A 22,307-nucleotide genomic window follows, 5' to 3' on the forward strand; every position below is an offset into this window, starting at 1 on the left:
TGTGTATCTATCGGTAGCGGCCATGATGTTGTTGCCATTACAACCAGGAATTTACCGGTAGATGCTTATCCCAAGTAAATTTAATTTATCATACAATACCGTGCGGGAGATCCCAAGAAGCTGGGCCGCACGTTTTTTATTTCCACCGGTAATTTTCAAAACTTCCTGAATTAAATTTCGTTCAAAATCATTACGCAGATCCCGAAGGTTATAAGAACCTTCGAATGTTTTGGATGGAAGCGTAAGGTTCTTCAGTTTTCCTACATGAGAAAAGTCTTTCCGGCTTAACAGTAAACCATCGGCACGATTAATTGCCACTTCGACGCTGTTTCTCAGCTCACGTATGTTTCCCGGCCAGTTGTAAGAGGAAAGAAGATCCAGTGCATCCGGTTCAATGCCGCGAATAAATGTTCCAAGTTCCAGATTGAGCTGATCTATGAGATTATTTATAAGCAAAGGAATATCCTCTTTGTGCGCGCGCAGTGGCGGAGCGGTGATTTTTATTACATTCAGGCGGAAATATAAATCCATTCGGAACTTTCCATTTTGAACCAAAGACTCCAGAGGTGTATTTGTGGCAGAGATAATGCGGACATCAAACGGAAGACTTTCAGAACTTCCCACAGGAGTTACTTCATGTTCCTGCAAGGCACGCAGAAACTTTGGCTGCATGGTCATAGGGAGAAGATTTACTTCATCGAGAAAAATGGAGCCATGATTAGCAACCAGAAATCGTCCTTTTTTTCCACCCTTCAGCGCGCCGGTGAAAGCGCCGTCGGAATATCCGAAAAATTCAGATTCCATCAGGTCTTCCGGTATAGCAGAGCAATTGACGCGAACAAAATTCTGGTCACATCTGGGGCTTAATGTATGTACAGAATGAGCGATCAGTTCTTTTCCGGTGCCGGTCTCTCCTTCGATTAATACGGTGGAAGAGGATTGGGCGGCCTGAATAATTTCTTCTTTCAGATGAAGCATCACCGGGCTGTCGCCGATAATATTGTCGATCGAATATTTTGCGCCGCGTTCGCGGGAAAGGGCATTCTTATAGTATTTTAATTGCTCTTCGACCTGTTTTAACTGTGCGGAAACCACCTGAGCTTCCTGTGTGTTGTGTATGATCGTAAACAGAAAGCATCCGATTACTTCTCCGGCAGGAGAGAGTCTGGGATAATAATTTGTAAAATAATTTTGTCCGGCAATACGGACAAGATGTCCGATCACAGGTCTTTTTGACAGATATGCCTGGTGTGCCAGGGTATCAGGAACAATTTCTTCTACCTTTTTTCCGAGTGCATTTTCTTTTGTGTGATGAGTCATTCTGCACCAGTTTTCGCTTACATAAACATAGCGTGCGTTTTCATCCAGCAGAGCAAAGGAGTGTAAGGCTTCAATAAATTCCATGCATTCTTTTAAGGATAATCGTCTCATAGTAGTTCTCCTGAGTATTTGTGTGAGTCAGAGGCATGGCGCTTCCCGGATTTAATAAATTGACTTTATCACAATCGTGAAAAATAAACAAGTAACAAGAAAATATGACTGAAAATATATACAAAATAGTTAAAAAGTGTACGGAATAACTTACATGTAATGAAAAGAGACATAGAGACAAGTATTTCATGCAGTACATGGAAAGTAGTGGACGCTGGAATATTTTGTGTAAGGAAAACCGAACACACAAAGAAAAAGAAGGTTTCAGAACTCCGGGAAATCAGCGTGTTTCGCTTTGGCATGCCATTTGCTTCTATGGGGATATCAAACACGTATTCAATACAATAGAAAGAGAGGTAGTTGTTATGAAGATTGTTGATATCAGTATGGTTCTGGAAGAAGATCTCCCCAGCGATCCGGAAGTGCAGATCCCTCATATCCAGCGAAGAACGCATCAGGATACGGCGCCGGAAATGAAAAATTATTTTCCCGGATCAACGATAGATGATCTTCCCGGAGGAAATGGATGGTCGATTGATTTTGCTCAGCTGTGTACACACTCCGGTACACATCTGGATGCGCCATGGCATTATTATCCCACAATGAATGGCGGGGAAAGAGCATGGACCATTGACGAGGTTCCTCTGGAGTGGTGCATTGGCAATGGCGTCAAAGTGGACTTTCATGATAAGCCTGACGGTTACCGCATTATGGCCAAAGATTTTGAAGAGTATTTTACCAAAGTCGGCTATCAGTTAAAAGAAGGGGACATTCTTTTGCTGCAGACAGGTGCGGATAAGCGCTGGGGTACGAAAGAATACCTGACTGCCGGATGCGGGGTAAGCAAAGAAGCAACCCTTTGGATGATTGATCAGGGCGTACATGTTTGTGGAACAGACGGGTGGAGCTGGGACGTGCCGCTTCCTTATGAAGCAAAGATGTTTCAGGAAACCGGAGATGCCAGTGTCCTCTGGGAAGGTCATCGGGCCGGCGCGGAAAAGGCATACTGTCATATGGAAAAACTGACCAATCTGGCAGCGCTTCCTCTGACTGGTTATACGGTATGCTGTTTCCCGATTAAAGTAAAAGGTGCAAGTGCCGGATGGACGAGGGCGGTAGCTATATTTGATGACTGATGGAGAGAGTTTACGAATAAAAATAGGGGTTTATGATTGAATTTTTGAAGGGAGTTTATCATGGCAAATACCGTTTTTATTATCGTCTTCGTTATATTTATCGCATTTTTGTTTATCGCCAGTTTTGTCGCAAAAAACTGGGTAAAGGAAACGGATGATTATGTGCTTGCAGGACGCCAGATATCTACCGGGTTAAATATTTTTGGTGTAATTGCAATTGGATTTGCAGGGACAACCATGGCTTTGGCACCAGGGTTTTCCGTGCTCTATGGGTTTAAGGCGTCCTTCCTCTGGAGCGCGATTTACAGCTTTTGCGGATTGGCATTTTACGGATTGCTGTATTCCAACTTTGTTCGTCGCTGCGGCGCGCAGACATTGCCTGAATTTCTGCAGATGCGCTATGACGGAAAAACACGATCGGTCATTGCGATTACTTCAGTAGTGGGCATGCTGGGAATTATGGCGAATAATATTGTGTCTGCCATCAACAATATTTGCGCATATACCCGTTGGAGCAGACCGGTGGTTACTGCGATCATTTTTGCGGTGATTATTGCGTTCACTTATATTTCCGGTATGTGGGCAATTTCTATGACGGATCTGGTGCAGGTAATCATGGGAATTATTATTGTGCCGTTAGTACTGTTCCTTGTACTGCATCAGTATGGACCAATCAGCGGTGTAATTGAGAGATGGCCGACAGACAGCTGGGTGAACAGTGGGTATGCCGGCTCGATCACCGGCCTTGGCCTGACATATCCTTCTATTTTGAATTTTGTTATTTTGTTCGCCTCTGCATTGGTATGGGGAAACAACTATTATTGGATGAAAATTGCCAACTGCCGTTCAGAAAAAGTGGCAAGAAAATCATTCGTATGGTCCGCAGTGCTTTTGCTGGTTATTTTCTGCATACCATTGGGAATTGTAGGCGTTTATATGGGGGCTTTCCACGGAGATGTGCTTACTCTGCGCGGAGGAGCCGTAGAACCTACAGGGGCATATGGATTTATCGCGTCTACGCTGATTCCGATTTTTGGTTCGCTGGCAGTCATCGGAGCGGTTGCTGCGTCTGTATCTACATCCGCAACATCTGCACTGGGCGCTTCGGCGGTAATGACACGGGATATTTATATCCGGCTGATTGACAAGAGCGGGGATCAGAAGAAACGCCTGAAAGCTTCGAAATGGATCCTGGTGATTGTAGGAGTGGTGACCTTTGTATTGTGTCAGTTCCCGGGAGGACCGACTTACTTGTTTGCATTTGCAAATTGCTGGTTAGTACCGCCGTCCATTCTGCTTCTTTTAGGCATGGTATGGAAACGTTTCAATTCTGCAGGGGCATTTTGGGGAGCACTTTGCGGCATGGTAGTTATGGCTGTGTTTGAGTTCCTGGAGCTTACAAAAATATTTGTAATTGGCAGTTATATTTATCTGGCAACGCTCGGACTGATCGTAACCTTTATTGCAGCTGTAATAGCTAGCCTGTTTGGCAAACCCAAATATTTTGGAGAGAAAAACTGGGAGCGCGTTCCTACAGATACCAATCGTGAAAGTGTACAGTTGGATGCTGTGGATAAAAAGGTTCTTGGGTTAATTCGTGTCGGCCATAAATATATGGCGGATCTTACGGATTATCTTGGCGTGGATTCAACGGTTACCGATGCGGCGATAGAACATCTGGATAAAGGCGGCTATATCATGCGGGAAGGATTAGCCATGTCAAAACTTTATACTTTTGTGATTACAGAGAAGGGAAGGGATGCATTGGATTCATTAACAGACCGGGAAGAAAAAATGGCAAAAGAAGGTCTGACGAATGCGTATGTAGAATTTCTGAAAACCGTAAACAGCGGAGATGCCCATAAGCAAAATGAGTGGATCAGCAAAAATGAGATCCGCTCAATGCAGATGTCAGCGATATCCTCGCATTTGACACGTAACGGCTTTATCAAAGAAAAAGGAACCTTCCGACGGAAATATGTGATCACAGAGAAAGGACGGAAAGCAGTAGAAACATATTCATAACAGGAGGAGCAGCGGCTGTAACACAGAAACGATGGATTACAGCCGCTGTTTTTGCAAATGATATCGCGGGAGGAAAAAATGAGGATAAGAGAAGTAGTTGCTGTGGGAATGGCTCGAACTGCCATTGGCAATTTTATGGGGAGTCTGAAAGATGTCTCCGCAGTTGATCTGGGCAAAATAGCCGGCGAAGAAGCACTGAAACGGTCAGGGATCGAAAGGGAAAAAATAGGTGAAGTAATTGTCGGAATGGTATATAAGACCGGATGCGGTGGTAATCCGGCGCGGCAAATCGGAATTGCACTGGGGATTCCTGAAGCAGCAGGTGCGTTAACGGTTGAACAGCAGTGTGCGTCCGGTATGCGAGCGATTGAAATCGCTTTCCAGCAGATTATGCTGGGAAAATCAGACGCATCGCTGGTCATAGGCATGGAGAGCATGACAAATGTTCCGTTTTTGGTGATGAATGCCAGAAAAGGATATCGCCTGGGCGATGGAAAATTTGAAGATGGCCTGTATCATGATGCATTGACGGATGTATTTTCCGGTGTTCATATGGCAAATACAGCGGAAAATCTTGCAGAAGAGTATGGAATCAGCCGCAGAGAGCAGGATGAATTAGCGCTTTTATCACAGCAGAGGGCTTTACAGGCGATAGCAGAAGGAAAATTTAAGGAAGAAATAGTGCCGGTTCCTGTCAGAAACCGGAAAGGAGCAGGTGTATTTGATGTAGATGAGCATCCCAGAGAGACAACCATAGAACAGCTGGAGGGGCTAAAGGCAGTTTTTCGTAAGAATGGTACAGTTACCGCCGGGAACGCATCCGGATTAAACGATGGCGCCTCAGCGATTGTACTGATGGCCAGGGATCTTGCGGAAGAACTGCGGCTGAAACCGTTATTCCGGATTTTGTCTACAGCTACCGTTGGCGTCCCGCCTAGAATCATGGGAATTGGACCAGTATATGAAATCCCTAAGGCGGCGGAATATGCGGGACTGCAGATCGAGGATATTGATTATTTTGAAATAAATGAAGCTTTTGCGGCACAGTTTTTGGCATGTAATCGTGAGTTAAGACTGGATATGGAAGACGTGAACAGAAACGGATCAGGTATTTCCCTTGGACATCCGGTTGGCAGCACGGGCGTTCGTCTTCTGATCAGCGGATATTATGAATTAAAAAGGCGGGGGCAGGAGATCGGGTGCGGTTCCTTATGTGCAGGAGGAGGGCCAGGCATGGCGATCATTTATCAATGCCTGAACTAATTATGGATTCAGGAGTATAGAAAGATATCTGTGCAGGCAGCCGTCTCATAGGAAGACGGTTGCCTGCACAGAAAATCAGCGGATCTATCCGGAAGGGAAGGGGGGAAAGTGCGTGGCGGATATTTACAGATTGTATTGTGAACGAAAGACGGAGCTTGATCATCTGGCAGAATCCATACAGTCAGGATGGAAGATTTTTATGGATGCGCCTTTGGGACAGCCGCTGGGGCTTATTCGCGCAATTGAAACAAGAGTAAAGCAAAGAAAGCTGGAAGGCATAACGTTCCATATCTTATTAGATGCCTACCGTTATTTCTGCTATCAGGAGCCGGACGCTGGGCGTATATTGGGCGTGTCCTGGTTTTCAGGCGCGGGGGCCCGGGATGGAATTAATCGCGGATGCGGGGATATGATGCCTTTTAATTATCATGAAGGACCGGAACTGCTGAGAAAAGACGTTAGGCTCGATGCGTGGATTCTGCAGGCGGCGCCGATGGATGAAGAAGGGTATTTTAATACCTGCAACGGATCGCTTGGAAAGGTATTGCTGGAGCAGTGTCCGCATATTTACGTGCAGGTAAATGAAAATTTACCGAAAGTATGCGGAGCCCCTAGAATTCATATTACACAGATTGAAAAATTAGCGGAAAAAACGGAACCTCTTCTAAGCCTTCCGGTTTTTCCGGGGGATGAGATAAGTACGAAAATCGGGGAGCTGGTGGCGGAGAGGATACCAGACGGTGCAACGGTTCAGTTTGGAATCGGAGCAATTCCGGATGCAGTGGGGAAAGCATTAAAAAATAAAAGGCATCTTGGAATTCATACGGAACTGTTAACGAATCGTATGATCGAGTTGATGGAAGCGGGAGCAGTGGATAATTCGAAGAAACCGATCGATACAGGGGTTTCTGTAGCTGCTTTTGCATTAGGTTCTCAGCATATGTATGAGACAGTGGATTCGAATCCGTATTTCCGTTTTTTGTCGGTGGATTATGTGAACGAACCAAATGTGATTGCAGAAATTCCGAATTTTATGAGTATAAATTCTGCGCTGGAGGTAGATTTTTTCGGGCAGGTTTGCGCGGAATCCATTGGTACTCGTCACATTTCCGGAACAGGCGGACAACTGGATTTTGTGCGGGGAGCCAATGCGTCGGCAGGGGGAAAAAGCTTTATTTGTTTTCCTTCTACTGCAGAAAACGGAACTGTCAGCCGCATAAAGCCGATCCTGACACCTGGCGCAATAGTTACTACAGGAAAAAATGAATCAGACTATATCGTGACGGAGTATGGAGTAGCGAAAATGCGGGGAAATACGGTTCGTCAGAGAACGGAACAGCTGATCAATATCGCGCATCCGAAATTTCGCGAAGAACTGAAATTTGCAGCAAGAAAAAGGTATTTGATATGATTTGAAAAGGTGAGGCTGGAAAGCGTCTTGGAGTAAGAGGGGATATACTCCAAGACGCTGTTTCCTTTCGTCTTATGCGGCAGATCTACAGAGATAAATTCGGCATGGAGTCAAGATTGTTTTGCAAAGGACGGGTTCCGGATTCTATTTCTGAAACAATCTTTACAACAGAGTCGTTATATGGGGTTTCTATCTTATATTTTTTGGCATACTGACTAACCACACCGTTGATAAAACGAATTTCACATTTGCGTCCTTTTTCCAGATCCTGAAGCATGGAAGCTTTGCCGGCAATTGTTCCGAAATACTTGCGGATGACTTCGACCGCATGCTGTTCTTCTGCCTGATCGGTAAACTGAAACAGCTGGTTAAAGTTAATGCCGAAAATCGACGGAAGAGTAATATCCATGGCATGGCATACCCGAATACATTCCCGACCGATACGCGCGGCACAGATCATGGAGCGGTCATTATTAATGACAGCGGCAAAGGTGTCTGCGCATACGGTAGACATGCCGGAAAAGGTTGCGTTGATCATAATTTTTGACCAACGGTCAGCTAACAGATGGCTGGTGATTGTGACATGGCCGGGACACATTTTTTCCAGAATCTGCTGTACTTCATGCAGGGTGCCGTCCGGTTCACCGGTCAGCCGTCCGAGATGAAATTCAAACAGCGGGGAATCCGTGGGACAGGTCAGCTTCGATTTCCCGGGCCCAAGGAAGGTTGCCGGCCATCCGACCGTAGCACCCATGATTTTTTCTTTTGGATAGTATTCCGCTACGGCGAGTTCCGGAAGACCGTTCTGGCAGGTGCAGATAATGCTGTCGGTGCCGCAATGCTGTATCATCTGAGGAATAGCAGTTTCATTAAAGGTCTGCTTGGTCATATAGAAAAACAGGTCAAAAGTACCGGTCATTTGATCCGGAGTGCAGGCTTTGACCGGAACAGTCATTTCGGTACCGCCGGAGACAGAGGCTCCCTGTGTGTTTAAGGTATTTACATGTTCTTCCCAGATATCAACCATAGTGACATCCAGGCCGGCACGGCTGAGATAAGCACCGAGTATTGTTCCCAGGGATCCGCATCCCATAATGGCGATTCGTTTTATCATGGTTTGATACACCTCCTTTTTGCGTGCGAAAACAGTGACGGGATATAGCTGCTGATGGTTAGAAAATACCGGAGTGTTTTGCCTTATCACGCAGTTCATCCCTGAAATCCGGATGGGCAAGTTCAATAATTGCCCGGGCACGGTCAGCAATTGTTAAATCTCTTAAATTAGCATAACCATACTCGGTTACGACATATTCAATATCGGAACGCGGAGTGGAAATAGGCGTTCCTTCCGGAAAATTAAAGTTAATTTTACTGTGCCGCTTACCGTTTTTCATGTAACTGGATTCCAAGGCAATAATAGATTTCCCGCCTTTGGACCATTGCGCACCCCGGACATAGTCCAGCTGACCGCCGATTGCGCTGTACTGTTTATATCCAAGGGCATCGGCAGCAGTTTCGCCGTAAATATTTAATGCCAGGGCAGTATTGATGGAAATCATGCGATTGTTTTTCATAATATTGCGCGGATCGTTTGCGCAGGGAAACGGAACATTATACAGTAATTCATTGTGATCCATAAAATCGTATAGTTCACCGGTGCCGGCTGCAAAGGCAAACACCGACTTTCCGTTCATGAATCCCTTGGAACGATTGGTAACATTTCCGTTTTTCATCAGCAGCATCATAGAGCTGCAGAACATTTCCGAAAAAATACCCAGGTCATTTTTAGAAGTAAGGCTGTTGCCGATTGCTGTCGATAAACCGCCGATACCGAGCTGGATGGTGGATCCGTCTTCCACCATCGGATTGATATACTCAGAAATTTTCTCCATGGCGGGAGAAGGCGGGATATCTGGAATCTGCGGCATCCTGCCTTCTGAAACAACAATGGCGTCCGCTTCTTCTGCCGCTATGAGCGTATCGCTTCCGTATACATAGGGCATATCAGGATTGATTTCAAGAATGACCCGGTCGGCTGTTTCCAGAATATATCGGTATATACTTCCGCCGGAAGGGCCGAAAGACATCATGCCGGATGCATCCGGGGCAGATACAGCAAGAAAAGCGACCGTAATTTTTCCTATTTCCGAGAACCATTTATCTATTTCGCTTAAGTGAACAGATGTGTAGCCATGTGTTTTTTTCAGCTGAATTGCCTGGCGTTCAAAGGGACCCAGATACATGGAAAGCAGTGAAAACGGGTCATTTTCACAGGTTTCTGTTAAAAGAGGGGAAGGATCGAGAGACATACCGCTGATCAGCGTGATATCAGACAATTCGTTCCTGCGTGCCCAGAGAGCACGGTTCAGCAAAGGCGTGGTATTGCTGATCAGGCCGATGAAAACCCGGTCATGTGCGCGGATCAGTTTTACCGCCTCTTCCGGGGAACATATTTTGTTTGTTTTTGTTTTTTCAGCTGTTTTCATTCCTGACTCCTGTAGTTATAAAAGCCTTCCCCTGTTTTTACTCCCAGTTTGCCGGCACGAACCAGTTTCCGGATCAGCGGGCAGGGGCTGTATTTCGGATTTCCGAATTCAAACTGTAAGGTTTCCAGTGCTGCCAGGCAGATATCGAGGCCGACATAGTCAGCGAGTCTTAACGGACCCATTGGCATATTGGTGCCAAGTACCATTGCCTGGTCAATATCTTCCCGTGTGGCAATCCCTTCATATAATTCATAGGCGGCTTCATTTAACATGGGTGCTAGAATTCGGTTCACTGCAAATCCGGCGGATTCTTTGATTTCAATCGGAATCTTCCCGATCGAAACAGCGATCTGTTTCGCCTGTTTTACCTGTGAATCGGAGGACAGTTCGCCGCGGACAATTTCCACAAGCTTCATAACCGGGGCGGGATTGAAGAAATGCATGCCGATTACCGGGCGATCCAGTCCCTTGCTGATTTCTGTAACAGACAGAGAAGAAGTGTTGGATGCAAACATACAGTTTTTGGGAACAATTTCTTCCAGCTGTCGGAAGGTTTCTTTTTTTACGGTACAGTCTTCTTTTACCGCTTCGATCACCAGATCGGCATCAGAAGCAATGGAGATCGTTCCGGTGATTATCCGGTCTGATATGGCCTGAACCTGTTCCTGCGGCAGAGTACCCTTTTTCACAAGGTGTGCCAGGGAATGGAGAATTCGCTCTTTCCCGCCTGCAGCCAGTTCTTCGGTTAAGTCACACAGATAGACAGAGTTTGAATCCTGTGCAGCAAAAACCTGAGCGATTCCTCTTCCCATGGTACCTGCGCCTACAATACATACTTTCATAACAAATTCCTCCATTCATCAATTATTTGCGGGATATCAGATTAACTGCAGGATACCGGCAGCCCCCATACCGCCGCCAATGCACATAGTGATGAGCGAATAGGTTCCATGTATCCGCTGCAGTTCATCCAGTGCCTTGCAGATGAGAATCGCGCCGGTGGCTCCAAGAGGGTGGCCGAGAGCTAATGCACCGCCGTTTGGATTGACTCGATCCGGAGGAAGCCCTAATTTGCGAATACACATCAGGGCCTGCACGGCGAATGCCTCGTTCAGTTCGATGACATCCATATCATCTGTCGTCAGGCCGGTTTCTTCCATTACTTTGGGGACAGCGTAGATGGGACCAAGCCCCATATATGCAGGATCCAGTCCGGCAACGGAAAATCCGGTGAATTTTGCGATTGGAGAAATGTTCAGTTCTTTCGCTTTTTCTTCAGACATCAAAATGACAAATCCTGCGCCATCGCTGGTGGGAGAAGATGTACCTGCAGTTACGAGGCCGTCTTTTTTGAAGCAGGGCTCCAAGCTGGCAAGTGATTCCAGACTTGTGTTTTTTCGAATTCCCTGATCCTGGCAGAATACGATTTCCTTACCCTCATCGTCTGTTCCGGTCAGAGGCAGAATGGAAGGCGCTAAACGGCCGGCTGTCTGAGCGGCAGCTGCCTTTTTATGGCTGGAAACCGTAAACTCCTCCATATCCAACCGGGTAATGCCGTATTTTTTTGCTACGTTTTCCGCTGTGATACCCATGGCAGAGTAGTTGGCGGGTTTATTTGTCCAAATCCATGGGTTAATGGATTTTTTCATATTGTCATAATTAATCGGAATCGAAGACATGGATTCCACTCCGCCGGCAACAATGACATCAGCAAATCCGGCATGAATCGATGCGGCAGCAAGGGCAACAGACTGCAGACCGGATGAGCAGAAGCGATTGCAGGACATGCCGGAAACAGAGTCCGGAAGCCCTGCGCGCTGAGCGACTAAACGGCCGATATTGAAACTTTGGCTCAGTTCCTGCTGTGCACATCCTACAATGACATCATCAATATCACTGTCCTTCAGAGCCGGTATTTTGTCGAGAACACCCCGAAGAATCTGGCCGCCCAGATCAACCGGATGCATCATACGAAGAGCTCCGTGTTTTCCGCTTTTTGCGACAGCGGATCTGCCGTAACCGACGATAACAACATCATTTAACCCTTTATGCATAGTTCCTCCTATCTCTTCTGTAATAAATGTTCAGATTTTATATCATATGCTGAATCTTCAGAATTTCCACCAGTGCTTTGTCACGCCAGAGATTCAGACTTTCCACCGTGTTGCCCATAGACGGATCACGGTGGGAAATTTCCTCTTCGACCCCTTTGCCGGCGATGTCATAAATATCTTTGTGGGGAAGACCGTATTTCTCAGGTCCTTTTGCAATACCACCGTCAATTCCAAGACTGATGCACATGATCTGGCCGAGGATTGCCATGCGCATGCCCGGACCGAACATGATGGCTCGATCCACGTCTTCCACAGTGCAGACCCCCTGCTCAACAAGATCCATAGCGGTAAAGAGAACCTGCCAGGCAATATTATTCACAAGATAGCCGTCGACTTCCTTTTTGCATACGATAGGAGTTTTTCCCATGGCAGTATAGAAATCCAGTACCTGATTCATAGTTTCTTCTGACGCAATTGGATTGCATATTTCAACTAAAGGCAGCAGATAGGAAGGATTGTACGGATGCGTGACAAAGATGCGGTCGGGATATGAGGCATTCTGCTGAAGCACACTTGGAAAATAATGACTGGTTGTACTCAGAATAATGGGCGAATTCCCCAGAGTATCCTGGATCGTTTTGTAAATCGAGCGTTTTAAATCTTCACGCTCCGGAACAGACTCCTGAACGAAGTCCGGATCTTCTTTTAAAGCTTCGGTAAGATCTGTAAACAGTTTGGCATTTTTTATTTTCTGCTCTGCAGCTTCTTGCGTAAGAACGCCTGCTGCTGTTAAATGTTTCAGTGTCTGTTTCAGATTCATCAGAATCTTATCTTCCGGAACAACGTCATACAGAGAGACGTCGAAATCATGGATGAGAGCATTTGCAGCAAGTCCGATGCCGATCATTCCAGTGCCGATAAATAATACGCGATATTGTTTCATAAGAAGGTTCCTTTCAAAAATTCACTCAGTTCAGCAGTTTCTGGCAGAGTAACGAAAGCGTTTCCCTGCCTGTGCCGGCAGACAAATCAAAACCGATCAGATGCCAATCAGACTGATGACGGCAGTCGTACCGAATGTAATAATGGTTGTAAATACGGTGCAGATCCAAAATGCGTATTTGTAGCTCAGTTTGTGATTTACACCCAGGTATGCAAACATTAAGAAGCAGCCGGTCGAATGCGGGAGAGAATCAAAAGTTATAGATGAAAATGCGATCAGACGATGCAGAATATTCAGATCGCATCCGGAATTGATAAAATAATCTCCCAGATACTGCATACATAGCTGTCCACCGGAAGAAGCAGATGCGGTGATACCGGCCAGAACGCTCGTGGAAAGAACTCCTTTCCAGTAAATCGGAATGTTCAGACCAATCAGCCACTGCAGGATATTCTGAAATGCTGCGGTGGAAGATACAATACTTCCAAAACCAACGATTGCGCCTAATACAAGGGCAGAACTTGCGGCAGAGGAAGCGCTGTCAGCAAAGAGGCTTTTTAATACCTCAAACTTTCCTTTGGGCAAATATTTGAAATTGATGCAGAAGCAAAGGATGAATGCGATTGCCATTCCCAGGCAGGAAAGAAGTGTTGCATTGCCGACAAAACTGGTCAGACTTCCGATTACAATAAAGGCAATTAAAACCAGCAATGGCAAAAAGGAAGCCAGAGGAGACGGCAGGTCGCCTTTGTTTTTAAGCTGACCTTTGACCGGGCTTTTCCAGGTGGGATCCCAGCCGGCCTGTGCTCCGGAATGAACGAGAGCCATTTCCTTTTTATATACATGTTCGGTATAAAGAATGCTGAGGAGAAGACCGACTGCAGTCATGAAAAAACCAAGGGCAGGTGCAGCCATCAGTGAGGTGCCGAGTTTGGTGGGAATTACATTCTGCAGCTGAGTGCTTCCGGGTGCAGCCATGGACCAGGAGGCACCGCCGATTGCAATGGGTAATATGGTCAGTTTCCGTGGAATGTTAAGTTCTTCAAATAACTTGAACATGATCGGACCGACTGCAAACATGCATACAAAGAAACTGATGCCGCCATAGCAGAGCACAAAACAAAACAGAGATAATACCGTCAGGATGTGTTTTTTGCCGAACCAGTCCAGGAATTTGTATGCAATAGCACTGCATGCCCCGGTTTCGCCCATTACGTTAGCGAAGCAGGTAGAAGCAAAAAACAGGATATAATATGCGGAGAAAATGGTGGCAAGGCCGCCGGCCCACCCTTTTGCAAATCCGGTCCAGATGTTAATGCCATTAAAAATACATACAACGGCACCGGAGAGCAGACTTAACGGGACAGCAGAAAGACCCTTGTATGCAAAGACAATCATGACAACAATGCCTAAAAACAAACCGATAATTCCAAGTATTGTCATACTATATTCACCGTCCTTTCTTTGCGTAGAGAATTAACGAACCAGCGGTTTTAAACTGAGGATTTCTCTTGCTTCCGCAGAGGTTGCCGGCTGCTTTCCAAACAGACGGATAGCTTCCGCTGCGCGTTTGACAAGCATTTCATTTGTGGCGATGATTTTTTCGCCGTTTTCATCAAAGCCGTAAATTACATTATCTTCCAACCCCACGCGGACATGACCGCCAAGGGCGATGGCAGCGTAGAGAATTGGCATATGGCCGGAGCCGATGCCGAATGCAGACCAGGTGGATCCCTCCGGAAGCTGGTGAGAGAGAAATGCGAGATGTTCTACGGTTGCGGGAACCCCTCCGGTGACGCCCATGCAGAACTGAAAATGCATTGGCTTCTGAATCAATCCCTGTTTGTAGTAATAGTTCACGTTGGAGATCATGCCAGCATCAAAAATTTCAAATTCCGGTTTTACATCGTGCTTGTTATATGCCTTCAGGATATTTTCCAGAAACTGAGGACTGTTTTCGAATACAGCAATGGGTGTGAAGTTCATGGATCCGGAATCCACGGAACCCATTTCTATTTCCGGGCACAGTTCGTGATGGCGGTAACGCATTTCGTCCGGACACATATGCGCCGGTGTCGAACCGGAAGAAGTGCAGTTGATTATTACATCACAGTCCGGATAAGCACGGATTTTTTTGACAATTTCCAGAAAATCTTCCGTCACCATTGCGCCGAGACCGTCTTTGGCCCGCGTGTGGATGTGCACAACAGCAGCACCTTCTTTCCAGCATTGATATGCGCTTTCTGCAATTTCATCGGGGGTCTCCGGGATTTTGTAACCCTTAGGTGTCAGAGCCCCTGTTAATGCAGCAGTAATGATTACTTTGTTGTTCAGATTGTTCATAAACACACCTCCTGGAAATAACTGTTTTCTTGTATTGAAATATATGCATAACTGGTGCCAGTATTTCTGCAAGTGAAATATGCATTATTTCGGGAATAACAAAACTAGTTATCAACCAATTGTGCATTATGGCGGAATTTGTTAGCATAATAATGCGCATGTGCATTAAAATTGATATAATAAAAATGATTCATCTGTTTATGCGCAGAAAAGAAAGGGGCAATAGGGAGACGAAAGATATGGTACAGAAGAATTATATTGCTTTGCTTCAGTCAGACATGGGAAGGGATCTTCTGAATCACTTAAGTGAGGGGATTTTTGTTGTAAATGCGTCTGGCGATCTGATCTTTGCGAATCAGGCCCTGTTAGATATGACGGGTGCTAATTTGGAGTACGCGCTTTCCTTAAATGTATTTAAATTTCAGAAAGGCGGAGTGCAGGTGGAAAATCCAATTACTACAGTTGCTTTTCAGGAAAAAAGGCGTATCACACGGATCAGTGATGTAAAAATAACCAATTTTTATTCTTATAAGCAGATGGGAACAGCTACGCCGGTTTTGAATGAGGAGGGAGAGGTTGATTATGTAGTCGTCGAACTGAAGACCTTTGATTATCTGCAGGATGAATGCGGCGAGCAGCTGTGTGAGACAAGGCAGGATATGTCAAAGGAAGCATCCGGGAGTGAGACAGGGGGATTTATTTGTGTGAACAGTTATATGAAATCGCTCCTTGCCACAGCCAGAAAAATAGCGGATTATGATACGAATATACTGATTACCGGTGAAACTGGAACAGGGAAGCAGGTTCTGGTGGACTATATTATCAGCCAAAGCAGTGATGGAATGAAAAAAGTAATTGCGCTGAACTGTTCCTCTATACCGGAGGCTCTGTTTGAATCAGAATTATTTGGTTATGATCCGGGAAGTTTTACGGGAAGTTCGAAAACCGGGAAAAAAGGACTGTTTGAGGCTGCAGATGGAGGCGTTATTTTTCTGGATGAGATTAATTCTATGCCGCTGTCTATGCAGGGAAAACTTCTGCGTGTTTTGGAGACGAAAAAGTACTATCGAATTGGTTCGACAAAAGAGCGTACACTGAACTGCAGATTTATTGCGGCAACCAATGTGAATTTAAAGGACTGCATCGCAAACGGTACGTTTCGCAGTGACCTGTACTATCGGATTAATATCGTTTCTTTTTGGATTCCGCCATTAAGAGAACGGAAAGAAGATATTATCCCATTGGTACATTATTTTTTGAAAAAACTGTCCAACAAATATAATACAGTAAAGATGGCCACGCCGGAGCTGATGCGGATTTTGCTGAATTATGACTGGCCGGGAAATGTCAGGGAATTGCGCAATGTCCTGGAGAAATTAGTGATTATGACACCGGAATACCAGCTTTACATTGATTCAATTCCCAGTTCTGTTGAATTTGGCGGGGAGAAAACCGGCAGTGATTTTTTGATGAGCCAGGAATTCTATACAAATTATATGAAATCCTATTACAAAGATCCGGACCATTTTTCCCTGAAAGAATGTGTTGAGATGTATGAAGCGGCGATTATCAAAGATATTATGCTGGAGACAAAAAGCACTTATAAAGCGGCAGAAATTCTGCGAATGAATCAATCGTCGGTTGCCAGAAAAATTGCAAAATACCACATCCGTTATAAAGATGAAGAATAGTAGAATTTTTTGTTCATGTACATACCAAAACAACTAAATTCAGACCATGCAGTTTGCTTTGAAGAGGAAAACTACCCCATGAAATTAATGATCAGCGCCTGCCTGATGGGTCAAAATTGCAAATACAACGGCGGCAATAACCGAAACGAATCCGTTCTTCGCCTTGCCGCTAAAAATGAAGTCATCACGGTCTGCCCAGAAGTCATGGGCGGGCTGCCGACACCAAGGGTTCCGTCCGAACTCCGGAACGGAAGAGTGACGACCAAAGACGGAAAAGATGTGGATGACGCGTTCCGCGCCGGAGCGCAGCAGTGTCTGGAGATTGCCCGGCGGGAGCAGCCGGATCTTATCATTCTGCAGTCACGCAGCCCAAGCTGCGGTGTGAAGCAGCGGTATGACGGGACATTTTCCGGCAGGCTGACAGATGGGCCGGGAGTCACGGCAGAGCTGCTGATTCAGAACGGATTCCGGGTAGTGGATGTGGAAGATCTGGAAAAATAAAAATTCAGAAAAGCAGCAGCAACAGAGCGCTTTAAAAAGAACGCGTGACAAGAAAGGAAGACAGTCAAATGGAACAGACAGGAAAACTGGGATTCGGCCTGATGCGTCTGCCCAGACGGGGCCTGTTTATCGATGTGGAACAGGTAAAGGAAATGGTGGACTTGTTTATGGAGGCAGGATTTTCCTATTTTGACACTGCCTATGTCTACCCGGGTTCGGAAGAAGCCATCCGCAAAGCGCTGGTGGAGCGGTATCCCCGGGAGACTTTCCAGCTGGCCACAAAACTGAACGCATGGATGCTGGTCCGGAATGAAAAAGCCGCGAAACAGCAGTTTTATACCAGCCTGAAGCGGACGAAGGCAGGATATTTTGACTATTATCTGCTGCACGCACTCATGAATATTAACCATAAGTCGTATGACCGATATCATATCTGGGAGTATGTCAGGGGGCTGAAAGAACAGGGACTGATCCGCCATTACGGGTTTTCTTTTCATGCGGGGCCGGATCTGCTGGAGCAGCTGCTTTTGGAGCATCCGGACGTGGATTTTGTACAGCTGCAGATCAATTACGCAGACTGGGAAAATCCGCGGATTATGGGAAGAGCGAATTATGAAGTGGCGCAGAAGTATGGAAAACCGGTGATCGTGATGGAACCGGTGAAGGGCGGCAGTCTGGCCAATCCGAAGCGTCAGATTCGAGAATTACTTACAGAAGCGAATCCGGATGCTTCCTTTGCTTCCTGGGCAATCCGGTATGCGGCGTCTCTGGATGGAGTCATGACGGTGCTTTCCGGCATGTCAGATATCGAGCAGATGAAGGATAATCTTTCCTTTATGAAAGAATTTCGGCCTCTGGATGCGAAGGAGCGGGAGGTGATCCGCAGAGCGCAGGAGATCCTGGGCCGGGACGCGTCCATTGCCTGCACTTCCTGCCATTACTGTACTGGCGGATGTCCGAAACAGATCATGATTCCGGAAATCTTTCATGCCATGAATCAGAGACTGGAAAATGGGGATTCGGATGCCTTCCGAAAAGAGATTGCGCCCATCATACAGGGCGGCCATGGAGCGGAGCTCTGTATCGGCTGCGGTCAGTGCGAGGAGGCCTGCCCCCAGCGTCTGGAGGTCCGGGACTATCTGAAGCAGTGTGTGCAGTGGCAGCAGGAAGAGAATGCTTGAAACAGGGACCAAAGTGCGGTACATTGGGTACAAAAGAAGCATGTTCACATAGCAGAGAAAAAAGGGGATGTCTATGGAGAAAAAGGTTACCTTCCGCTGCGCGAAGCGGGAAGACACAGCACTGATTCTGCAGTTTATCCGACAGCTGGCAGAGTACGAGCGTATGCTGGATGAGGTAGTGGCGGATGAGCAGACACTGGAAGAGTGGATTTTTGACCGGCAGAAGGCAGAAGTGATTTTTGTGCTGGAAGACGGAGCAGAGGTGGGGTTTGCACTGTTTTTCCACAATTTTTCCACGTTCCTCGGCCGGGCCGGTCTGTATCTGGAAGATTTGTTTGTGAAGCAGGAGTATCGCGGAATGGGCTATGGAAAGGCATTATTAAAGAAACTGGCGTCCATTGCTGTGGAGCGGGGCTGCGGGCGGCTGGAATGGGTATGCCTGGACTGGAACCAGCCCAGCATTGACTTTTATCTGTCCCTGGGAGCGCAGCCGCAGTCAGAATGGACGATTTACCGGCTGACCGGCGATACATTGAAGGATTTTGCGGAATAAACTGCACAGCATGGTGTTTTCCAATACTGTGAAAACACAGCAAACGGCGTCTGTCTGCGAACTGCGGACAGGCAGAATTGCCGGACCCGGGACTTGAAAAAGCGGCTGTCCGGGGTTATAGTTATTCTCAGTAAACAATCTTACAGGTTACGGACTTGGGTTCCTCTCAAGATAACGACTGTACGACGACATCTGTTGTTTTGTTGTTATGAAAGGAGGAACCCTTTTTGTATTATCTGATCGATAATTATGATTCATTTGTGTATAATCTGAGCGCGTATCTGGAGGAGAACGGCTGCGAGGTGCTGGTTCGGCGGGCGGACCAGGTTTCGCCGGAGGAAATAAACGCGCTGCGTCCGGAAGGGATTATTCTGTCGCCGGGACCGAAGCGCCCCCGGGACGCGGTGGAATCCCGGCAGATTTTGGAAATTTTTCAGGGAAAAGTGCCGATTCTCGGTGTGTGTCTGGGCCATCAGCTGATTGGCTGGTATTACGGCGCAGACGTGTGTCATGGCGCCCGTCCGATGCATGGAAAGCTCAGCCGGATCCGGCATGACGGCAGGGGGCTGTTCCAGGGGCTGCCGCAGGAGTTTCCGGTTACCAGATATCATTCTCTGGTAGTGTCGGAGGAGCGGCTGCCCGGGGAGCTGCAGATTACGGCGCGGGCGGAAGACGGCGCAATTATGGGTCTGCGCCACCGAACGCTGCCCGTGTATGGCGTACAGTTTCATCCGGAAGCCGTGCTGACAGAGTATGGCCATGAGCTGCTGGAGAATTTTCATAAGATCTGCCGGAGTTTTCCACGGCAGACGGAAAGAAGGGCCGGATGATGCGAAAGATTGAGACACTTTTTGTGTATCCGCCGGCAGATCAGATATTCTCACGGATGCGTCAGAAAGAAGAAGCGGTGTTTCTGGATTCCTCCTCCCGCGGGGAGCTGGGGCAGTATTCCATCCTTGCCTGCCGTCCCTATCTGCGGCTGGGGCAGCAGGATGGTGTATGCAGGATAAACGGCAGGCCTTCCGCAGTTTCTTTTTCTGCATTCCTGAAGCAGTATCTGAGCGAAAACCAGGAAGAAAACGAAACAGAGCTTCCGTTGGTATCCGGTGCGGTGGGCTGTTTTTCCTATGATTTCGGCCGGGAAAAAGAGGGAATTCGGACCAGGCACGGGAAGGAAAAGGATCTGCCGGAGGCGGTGATGGTCTTTTATGATTTCTTTGTGGTGGAAGATCATAAGAACCACAGACTTTCGCTTATTGCAAACGGCTATACGGAACCGGCGGAGGAGGGAATTGCCGCGCTGCGGGAACTGCTGGAGGCAGCGGAAGAGCCGGTACAGACCGGGCCGGGAGAATGTGAGGACGGAAAAGATCCGGTGCGGGAGGCGCTGGATGTCGGGGAAGATGAGACGGCACGTCAGGCAGAGCCGGAAAGGAGCGTCTCCGGAAGACCGCGGAAGGCGGAAACTCCGGAAGGCGCGTTAAGCCGGAAAGCGTTCGGTGAAGGACGTGTTTCGGCCGATTTTACCGAAGAAAGTTATCAGGAAGCCCTGGAACATATGATTCAATACATTACGGACGGCGACATCTATGTGGTGAACATGACGCAGCAGCTGCGGATCAGCAGCCCGTGTCCGCCCTATGAGATGTTCTGCCGGCTGCGGCAGCAGAATCCGTCGCCGTTTGGCGCGTATCTGGACTATGGGAAATTTCAGGTGGTCTGCGCGTCTCCGGAACGTTTTCTCCGGATGCGGAAGGGAAAGATCCGCACACGTCCCATCAAAGGCACAAGGAAACGGGGAAGCACCCCGGAAGAAGACGCGCGGCTGAAGGAGGAACTGGCACAGTCCGAGAAGGATCAGAGTGAGCTGCTGATGATCGTGGATCTGGAGCGCAATGACCTGAACCGGGTATGTGTGCCGGGTTCCGTACAGGTCAGAGAGCTTTTTTGTGTGGAATCTTATGCGACAGTGTTCCACCTGGTGGCAGATGTGGAAGGGCAGATCCGACCGGGAAAAAATGCGGTGGATCTGCTGGAGGCCGCTTTTCCGGGCGGTTCCATTACGGGCGCGCCGAAGCGGCGGGCTATGGAACTGATTGATCAGGAAGAATACAGTCGCCGGGGGCTTTACACCGGTTCCATCGGCTATCTGTCCCTGAACGGGGACTGTGATTTTAATATTGTGATCCGGACGGCTGTCTGTCGGGACGGCACCTATACGCTGGGAGCCGGCGGCGGAATCACCTGCGAGTCGGATCCGGCATTTGAATATGAAGAGACCTGGCAGAAGGCAAAAGCGCTGCTGGATGTATTAAACTGCAGAAAAGGAGAAGGGGAAGTCTATGAATATACAGTTGGATGACGGCGTGCAGTTCGGCCTGGGCGCCTTTGAAACCATCGCACTGCAGGAAAATACCCCGCTTTTTCTGGACTGGCATCTGGAACGCCTGCGGCGGTCCCTGGAGTTTCTGCATATTTCACAGAAAGTAAACGCGGAAGAAGTAATCCGCTGGATCGATCAGAATGCAGCGAAGGAACCGGGATCCGGACAGGAGCAGCGGGCATGTAAGTTTATGGTGTCCGAAAAAAACAAAATTTTTTCCCTGCGGAAAAATCCCTATACCGAAGCAGTAAAAGACCGCGGATTCCGTCTGGCGTACAGCCCGGTGCTGCGCAATGAGACCTCTCCGCTGGTGTATCACAAAACCATGAATTACGGTGACAATATCCTGGAAAAAAGACGGACAAAAAATCTTCCGATCGATGAAGTCGTATTTCTGAATACCCGGGGGGAATTGTGCGAAGGCAGCACCACGAATCTGTTTTTCGTTAAGCAGGGACAGATCTTTACGCCAAAGCAGTCCTGCGGACTTCTGCCGGGAATTCTCAGAAGGTATGTGCTGCAGACGTTTTTCTGCCGGGAGACGGTTCTGTATCCTAGGGACGCGGAACAGATGGAAGAGTGTTTTGTCACCAATTCGCTGATGGGGATTATGCCGGTGCTTGAGCTGGGAGATGTCTGCTATGCCCGGGGGCCTGTGACTGAGCGGTGTATGGAGCGGTATCGGAAGGATACAGAGGCAGCCGTTACCGCGTGACAGACGCGGAGAAGGAGCGGAGGATAGACACGGATGCGGATTGATGGATAGCCACAGAGGCGGATCGTATGATTGCCGCAGAGGAAGATCGGAGGATGTCTGCGGCATTGCGGAGAAAAAGCGCGGATGCTATACTGGAATTCAGACAGGAAAACAGTAGCCGGAGCAATTCGCCCGGGAGAAGAAAGCTG

Annotated in this window: 19 protein-coding genes; 11 read left to right on the top strand and 8 right to left on the bottom strand. The window is 47.5% G+C overall.

Features of this window, described 5'->3' with window-relative positions; translation table 11 throughout:
- Positions 1–51 precede the first annotated feature (51 nt).
- Positions 52–1,431 (bottom strand): sigma 54-interacting transcriptional regulator, encoded by a 1,380-nt coding sequence (locus tag CXIVA_RS05415; RefSeq protein ID WP_013976990.1) that lies wholly within the window; start codon positions 1,429–1,431, stop codon positions 52–54.
- 365 nt (positions 1,432–1,796) lie between these two features.
- On the opposite strand from CXIVA_RS05415, the gene CXIVA_RS05420 reads away from it, so the two are divergent.
- The 4 genes from CXIVA_RS05420 to CXIVA_RS05435 all read left to right on the top strand — a co-directional run bounded on the left by CXIVA_RS05420 (position 1,797) and on the right by CXIVA_RS05435 (position 7,266).
- Positions 1,797–2,567, top strand: a complete 771-nt coding sequence (locus CXIVA_RS05420; protein WP_013976991.1) for a cyclase family protein — start codon at positions 1,797–1,799, stop codon at positions 2,565–2,567.
- Positions 2,568–2,627: 60 nt separating this feature from the next.
- The gene (locus CXIVA_RS05425) at positions 2,628–4,592 is read left to right on the top strand and encodes a sodium:solute symporter (protein WP_013976992.1); all 1,965 of its coding nucleotides are present in this window, start codon (positions 2,628–2,630) and stop codon (positions 4,590–4,592) included.
- Positions 4,593–4,676: 84 nt separating this feature from the next.
- Complete coding sequence (locus tag CXIVA_RS05430) at positions 4,677–5,855, top strand: thiolase family protein (RefSeq protein ID WP_148267853.1); 1,179 nt, start codon at positions 4,677–4,679, stop codon at positions 5,853–5,855.
- 199 nt (positions 5,856–6,054) lie between these two features.
- Complete coding sequence (locus CXIVA_RS05435; RefSeq protein ID WP_083835058.1) at positions 6,055–7,266, top strand: acetyl-CoA hydrolase/transferase C-terminal domain-containing protein; 1,212 nt, start codon at positions 6,055–6,057, stop codon at positions 7,264–7,266.
- Positions 7,267–7,351: 85 nt separating this feature from the next.
- Here CXIVA_RS05435 and CXIVA_RS05440 read toward each other — a convergent pair whose 3' ends face one another.
- The 7 genes from CXIVA_RS05440 to CXIVA_RS05470 all read right to left on the bottom strand — a co-directional run bounded on the left by CXIVA_RS05440 (position 7,352) and on the right by CXIVA_RS05470 (position 15,092).
- Positions 7,352–8,380 (bottom strand): 2-dehydropantoate 2-reductase, encoded by a 1,029-nt coding sequence (locus CXIVA_RS05440; RefSeq protein ID WP_013976995.1) that lies wholly within the window; start codon positions 8,378–8,380, stop codon positions 7,352–7,354.
- Between the two features lie 58 nt (positions 8,381–8,438).
- Positions 8,439–9,752 carry an acetyl-CoA hydrolase/transferase C-terminal domain-containing protein gene (locus CXIVA_RS05445; protein WP_013976996.1) on the bottom strand — a complete coding sequence of 438 codons (1,314 nt, stop codon included), beginning with the start codon at positions 9,750–9,752 and terminating at the stop codon, positions 8,439–8,441.
- Complete coding sequence (locus CXIVA_RS05450) at positions 9,749–10,594, bottom strand: 3-hydroxyacyl-CoA dehydrogenase NAD-binding domain-containing protein (protein WP_013976997.1); 846 nt, start codon at positions 10,592–10,594, stop codon at positions 9,749–9,751. The genes CXIVA_RS05445 and CXIVA_RS05450 overlap by 4 nt, the downstream gene beginning before the upstream one ends.
- A 36-nt stretch (positions 10,595–10,630) precedes the next feature.
- The gene (locus CXIVA_RS05455; RefSeq protein ID WP_013976998.1) at positions 10,631–11,806 is read right to left on the bottom strand and encodes a thiolase family protein; all 1,176 of its coding nucleotides are present in this window, start codon (positions 11,804–11,806) and stop codon (positions 10,631–10,633) included.
- Between the two features lie 37 nt (positions 11,807–11,843).
- Complete coding sequence (locus CXIVA_RS05460) at positions 11,844–12,749, bottom strand: 3-hydroxyacyl-CoA dehydrogenase family protein (protein WP_013976999.1); 906 nt, start codon at positions 12,747–12,749, stop codon at positions 11,844–11,846.
- A gap of 96 nt (positions 12,750–12,845) precedes the next feature.
- The gene (locus CXIVA_RS05465; RefSeq protein WP_013977000.1) at positions 12,846–14,192 is read right to left on the bottom strand and encodes a GntP family permease; all 1,347 of its coding nucleotides are present in this window, start codon (positions 14,190–14,192) and stop codon (positions 12,846–12,848) included.
- 33 nt (positions 14,193–14,225) lie between these two features.
- Positions 14,226–15,092 carry a 3-keto-5-aminohexanoate cleavage protein gene (locus CXIVA_RS05470; protein ID WP_013977001.1) on the bottom strand — a complete coding sequence of 289 codons (867 nt, stop codon included), beginning with the start codon at positions 15,090–15,092 and terminating at the stop codon, positions 14,226–14,228.
- A gap of 239 nt (positions 15,093–15,331) precedes the next feature.
- Here CXIVA_RS05470 and CXIVA_RS05475 point away from each other — a divergent pair, with 239 nt between their 5' ends.
- The 7 genes from CXIVA_RS05475 (at position 15,332) to CXIVA_RS05505 (ending at position 22,116) form a co-directional block, all read left to right on the top strand.
- Positions 15,332–16,783: a sigma 54-interacting transcriptional regulator gene (locus CXIVA_RS05475; RefSeq protein ID WP_013977002.1), complete on the top strand. Its 1,452-nt coding sequence runs from the start codon at positions 15,332–15,334 to the stop codon at positions 16,781–16,783.
- Between the two features lie 78 nt (positions 16,784–16,861).
- A complete protein-coding gene (locus tag CXIVA_RS05480; protein ID WP_013977003.1) occupies positions 16,862–17,284 on the top strand; it encodes a DUF523 domain-containing protein in 423 nt (140 codons plus the stop codon).
- 68 nt (positions 17,285–17,352) lie between these two features.
- Positions 17,353–18,465, top strand: a complete 1,113-nt coding sequence (locus CXIVA_RS05485; protein WP_013977004.1) for an aldo/keto reductase — start codon at positions 17,353–17,355, stop codon at positions 18,463–18,465.
- A gap of 73 nt (positions 18,466–18,538) precedes the next feature.
- Positions 18,539–19,018 carry a GNAT family N-acetyltransferase gene (locus CXIVA_RS05490; protein WP_013977005.1) on the top strand — a complete coding sequence of 160 codons (480 nt, stop codon included), beginning with the start codon at positions 18,539–18,541 and terminating at the stop codon, positions 19,016–19,018.
- Positions 19,019–19,245: 227 nt separating this feature from the next.
- A complete protein-coding gene (locus tag CXIVA_RS05495) occupies positions 19,246–19,848 on the top strand; it encodes an aminodeoxychorismate/anthranilate synthase component II (RefSeq protein ID WP_013977006.1) in 603 nt (200 codons plus the stop codon).
- Positions 19,845–21,380, top strand: a complete 1,536-nt coding sequence (gene pabB, locus CXIVA_RS05500) for an aminodeoxychorismate synthase component I (protein ID WP_013977007.1) — start codon at positions 19,845–19,847, stop codon at positions 21,378–21,380. The genes CXIVA_RS05495 and pabB overlap by 4 nt, the downstream gene beginning before the upstream one ends.
- A complete protein-coding gene (locus CXIVA_RS05505) occupies positions 21,361–22,116 on the top strand; it encodes an aminotransferase class IV (protein WP_013977008.1) in 756 nt (251 codons plus the stop codon). Before pabB ends, CXIVA_RS05505 begins: the two co-directional genes overlap by 20 nt.
- Positions 22,117–22,307 lie beyond the last annotated feature (191 nt).

It is taken from the genome of Clostridium sp. SY8519 (assembly GCF_000270305.1).
Classification (GTDB): domain Bacteria; phylum Bacillota; class Clostridia; order Lachnospirales; family Lachnospiraceae; genus SY8519.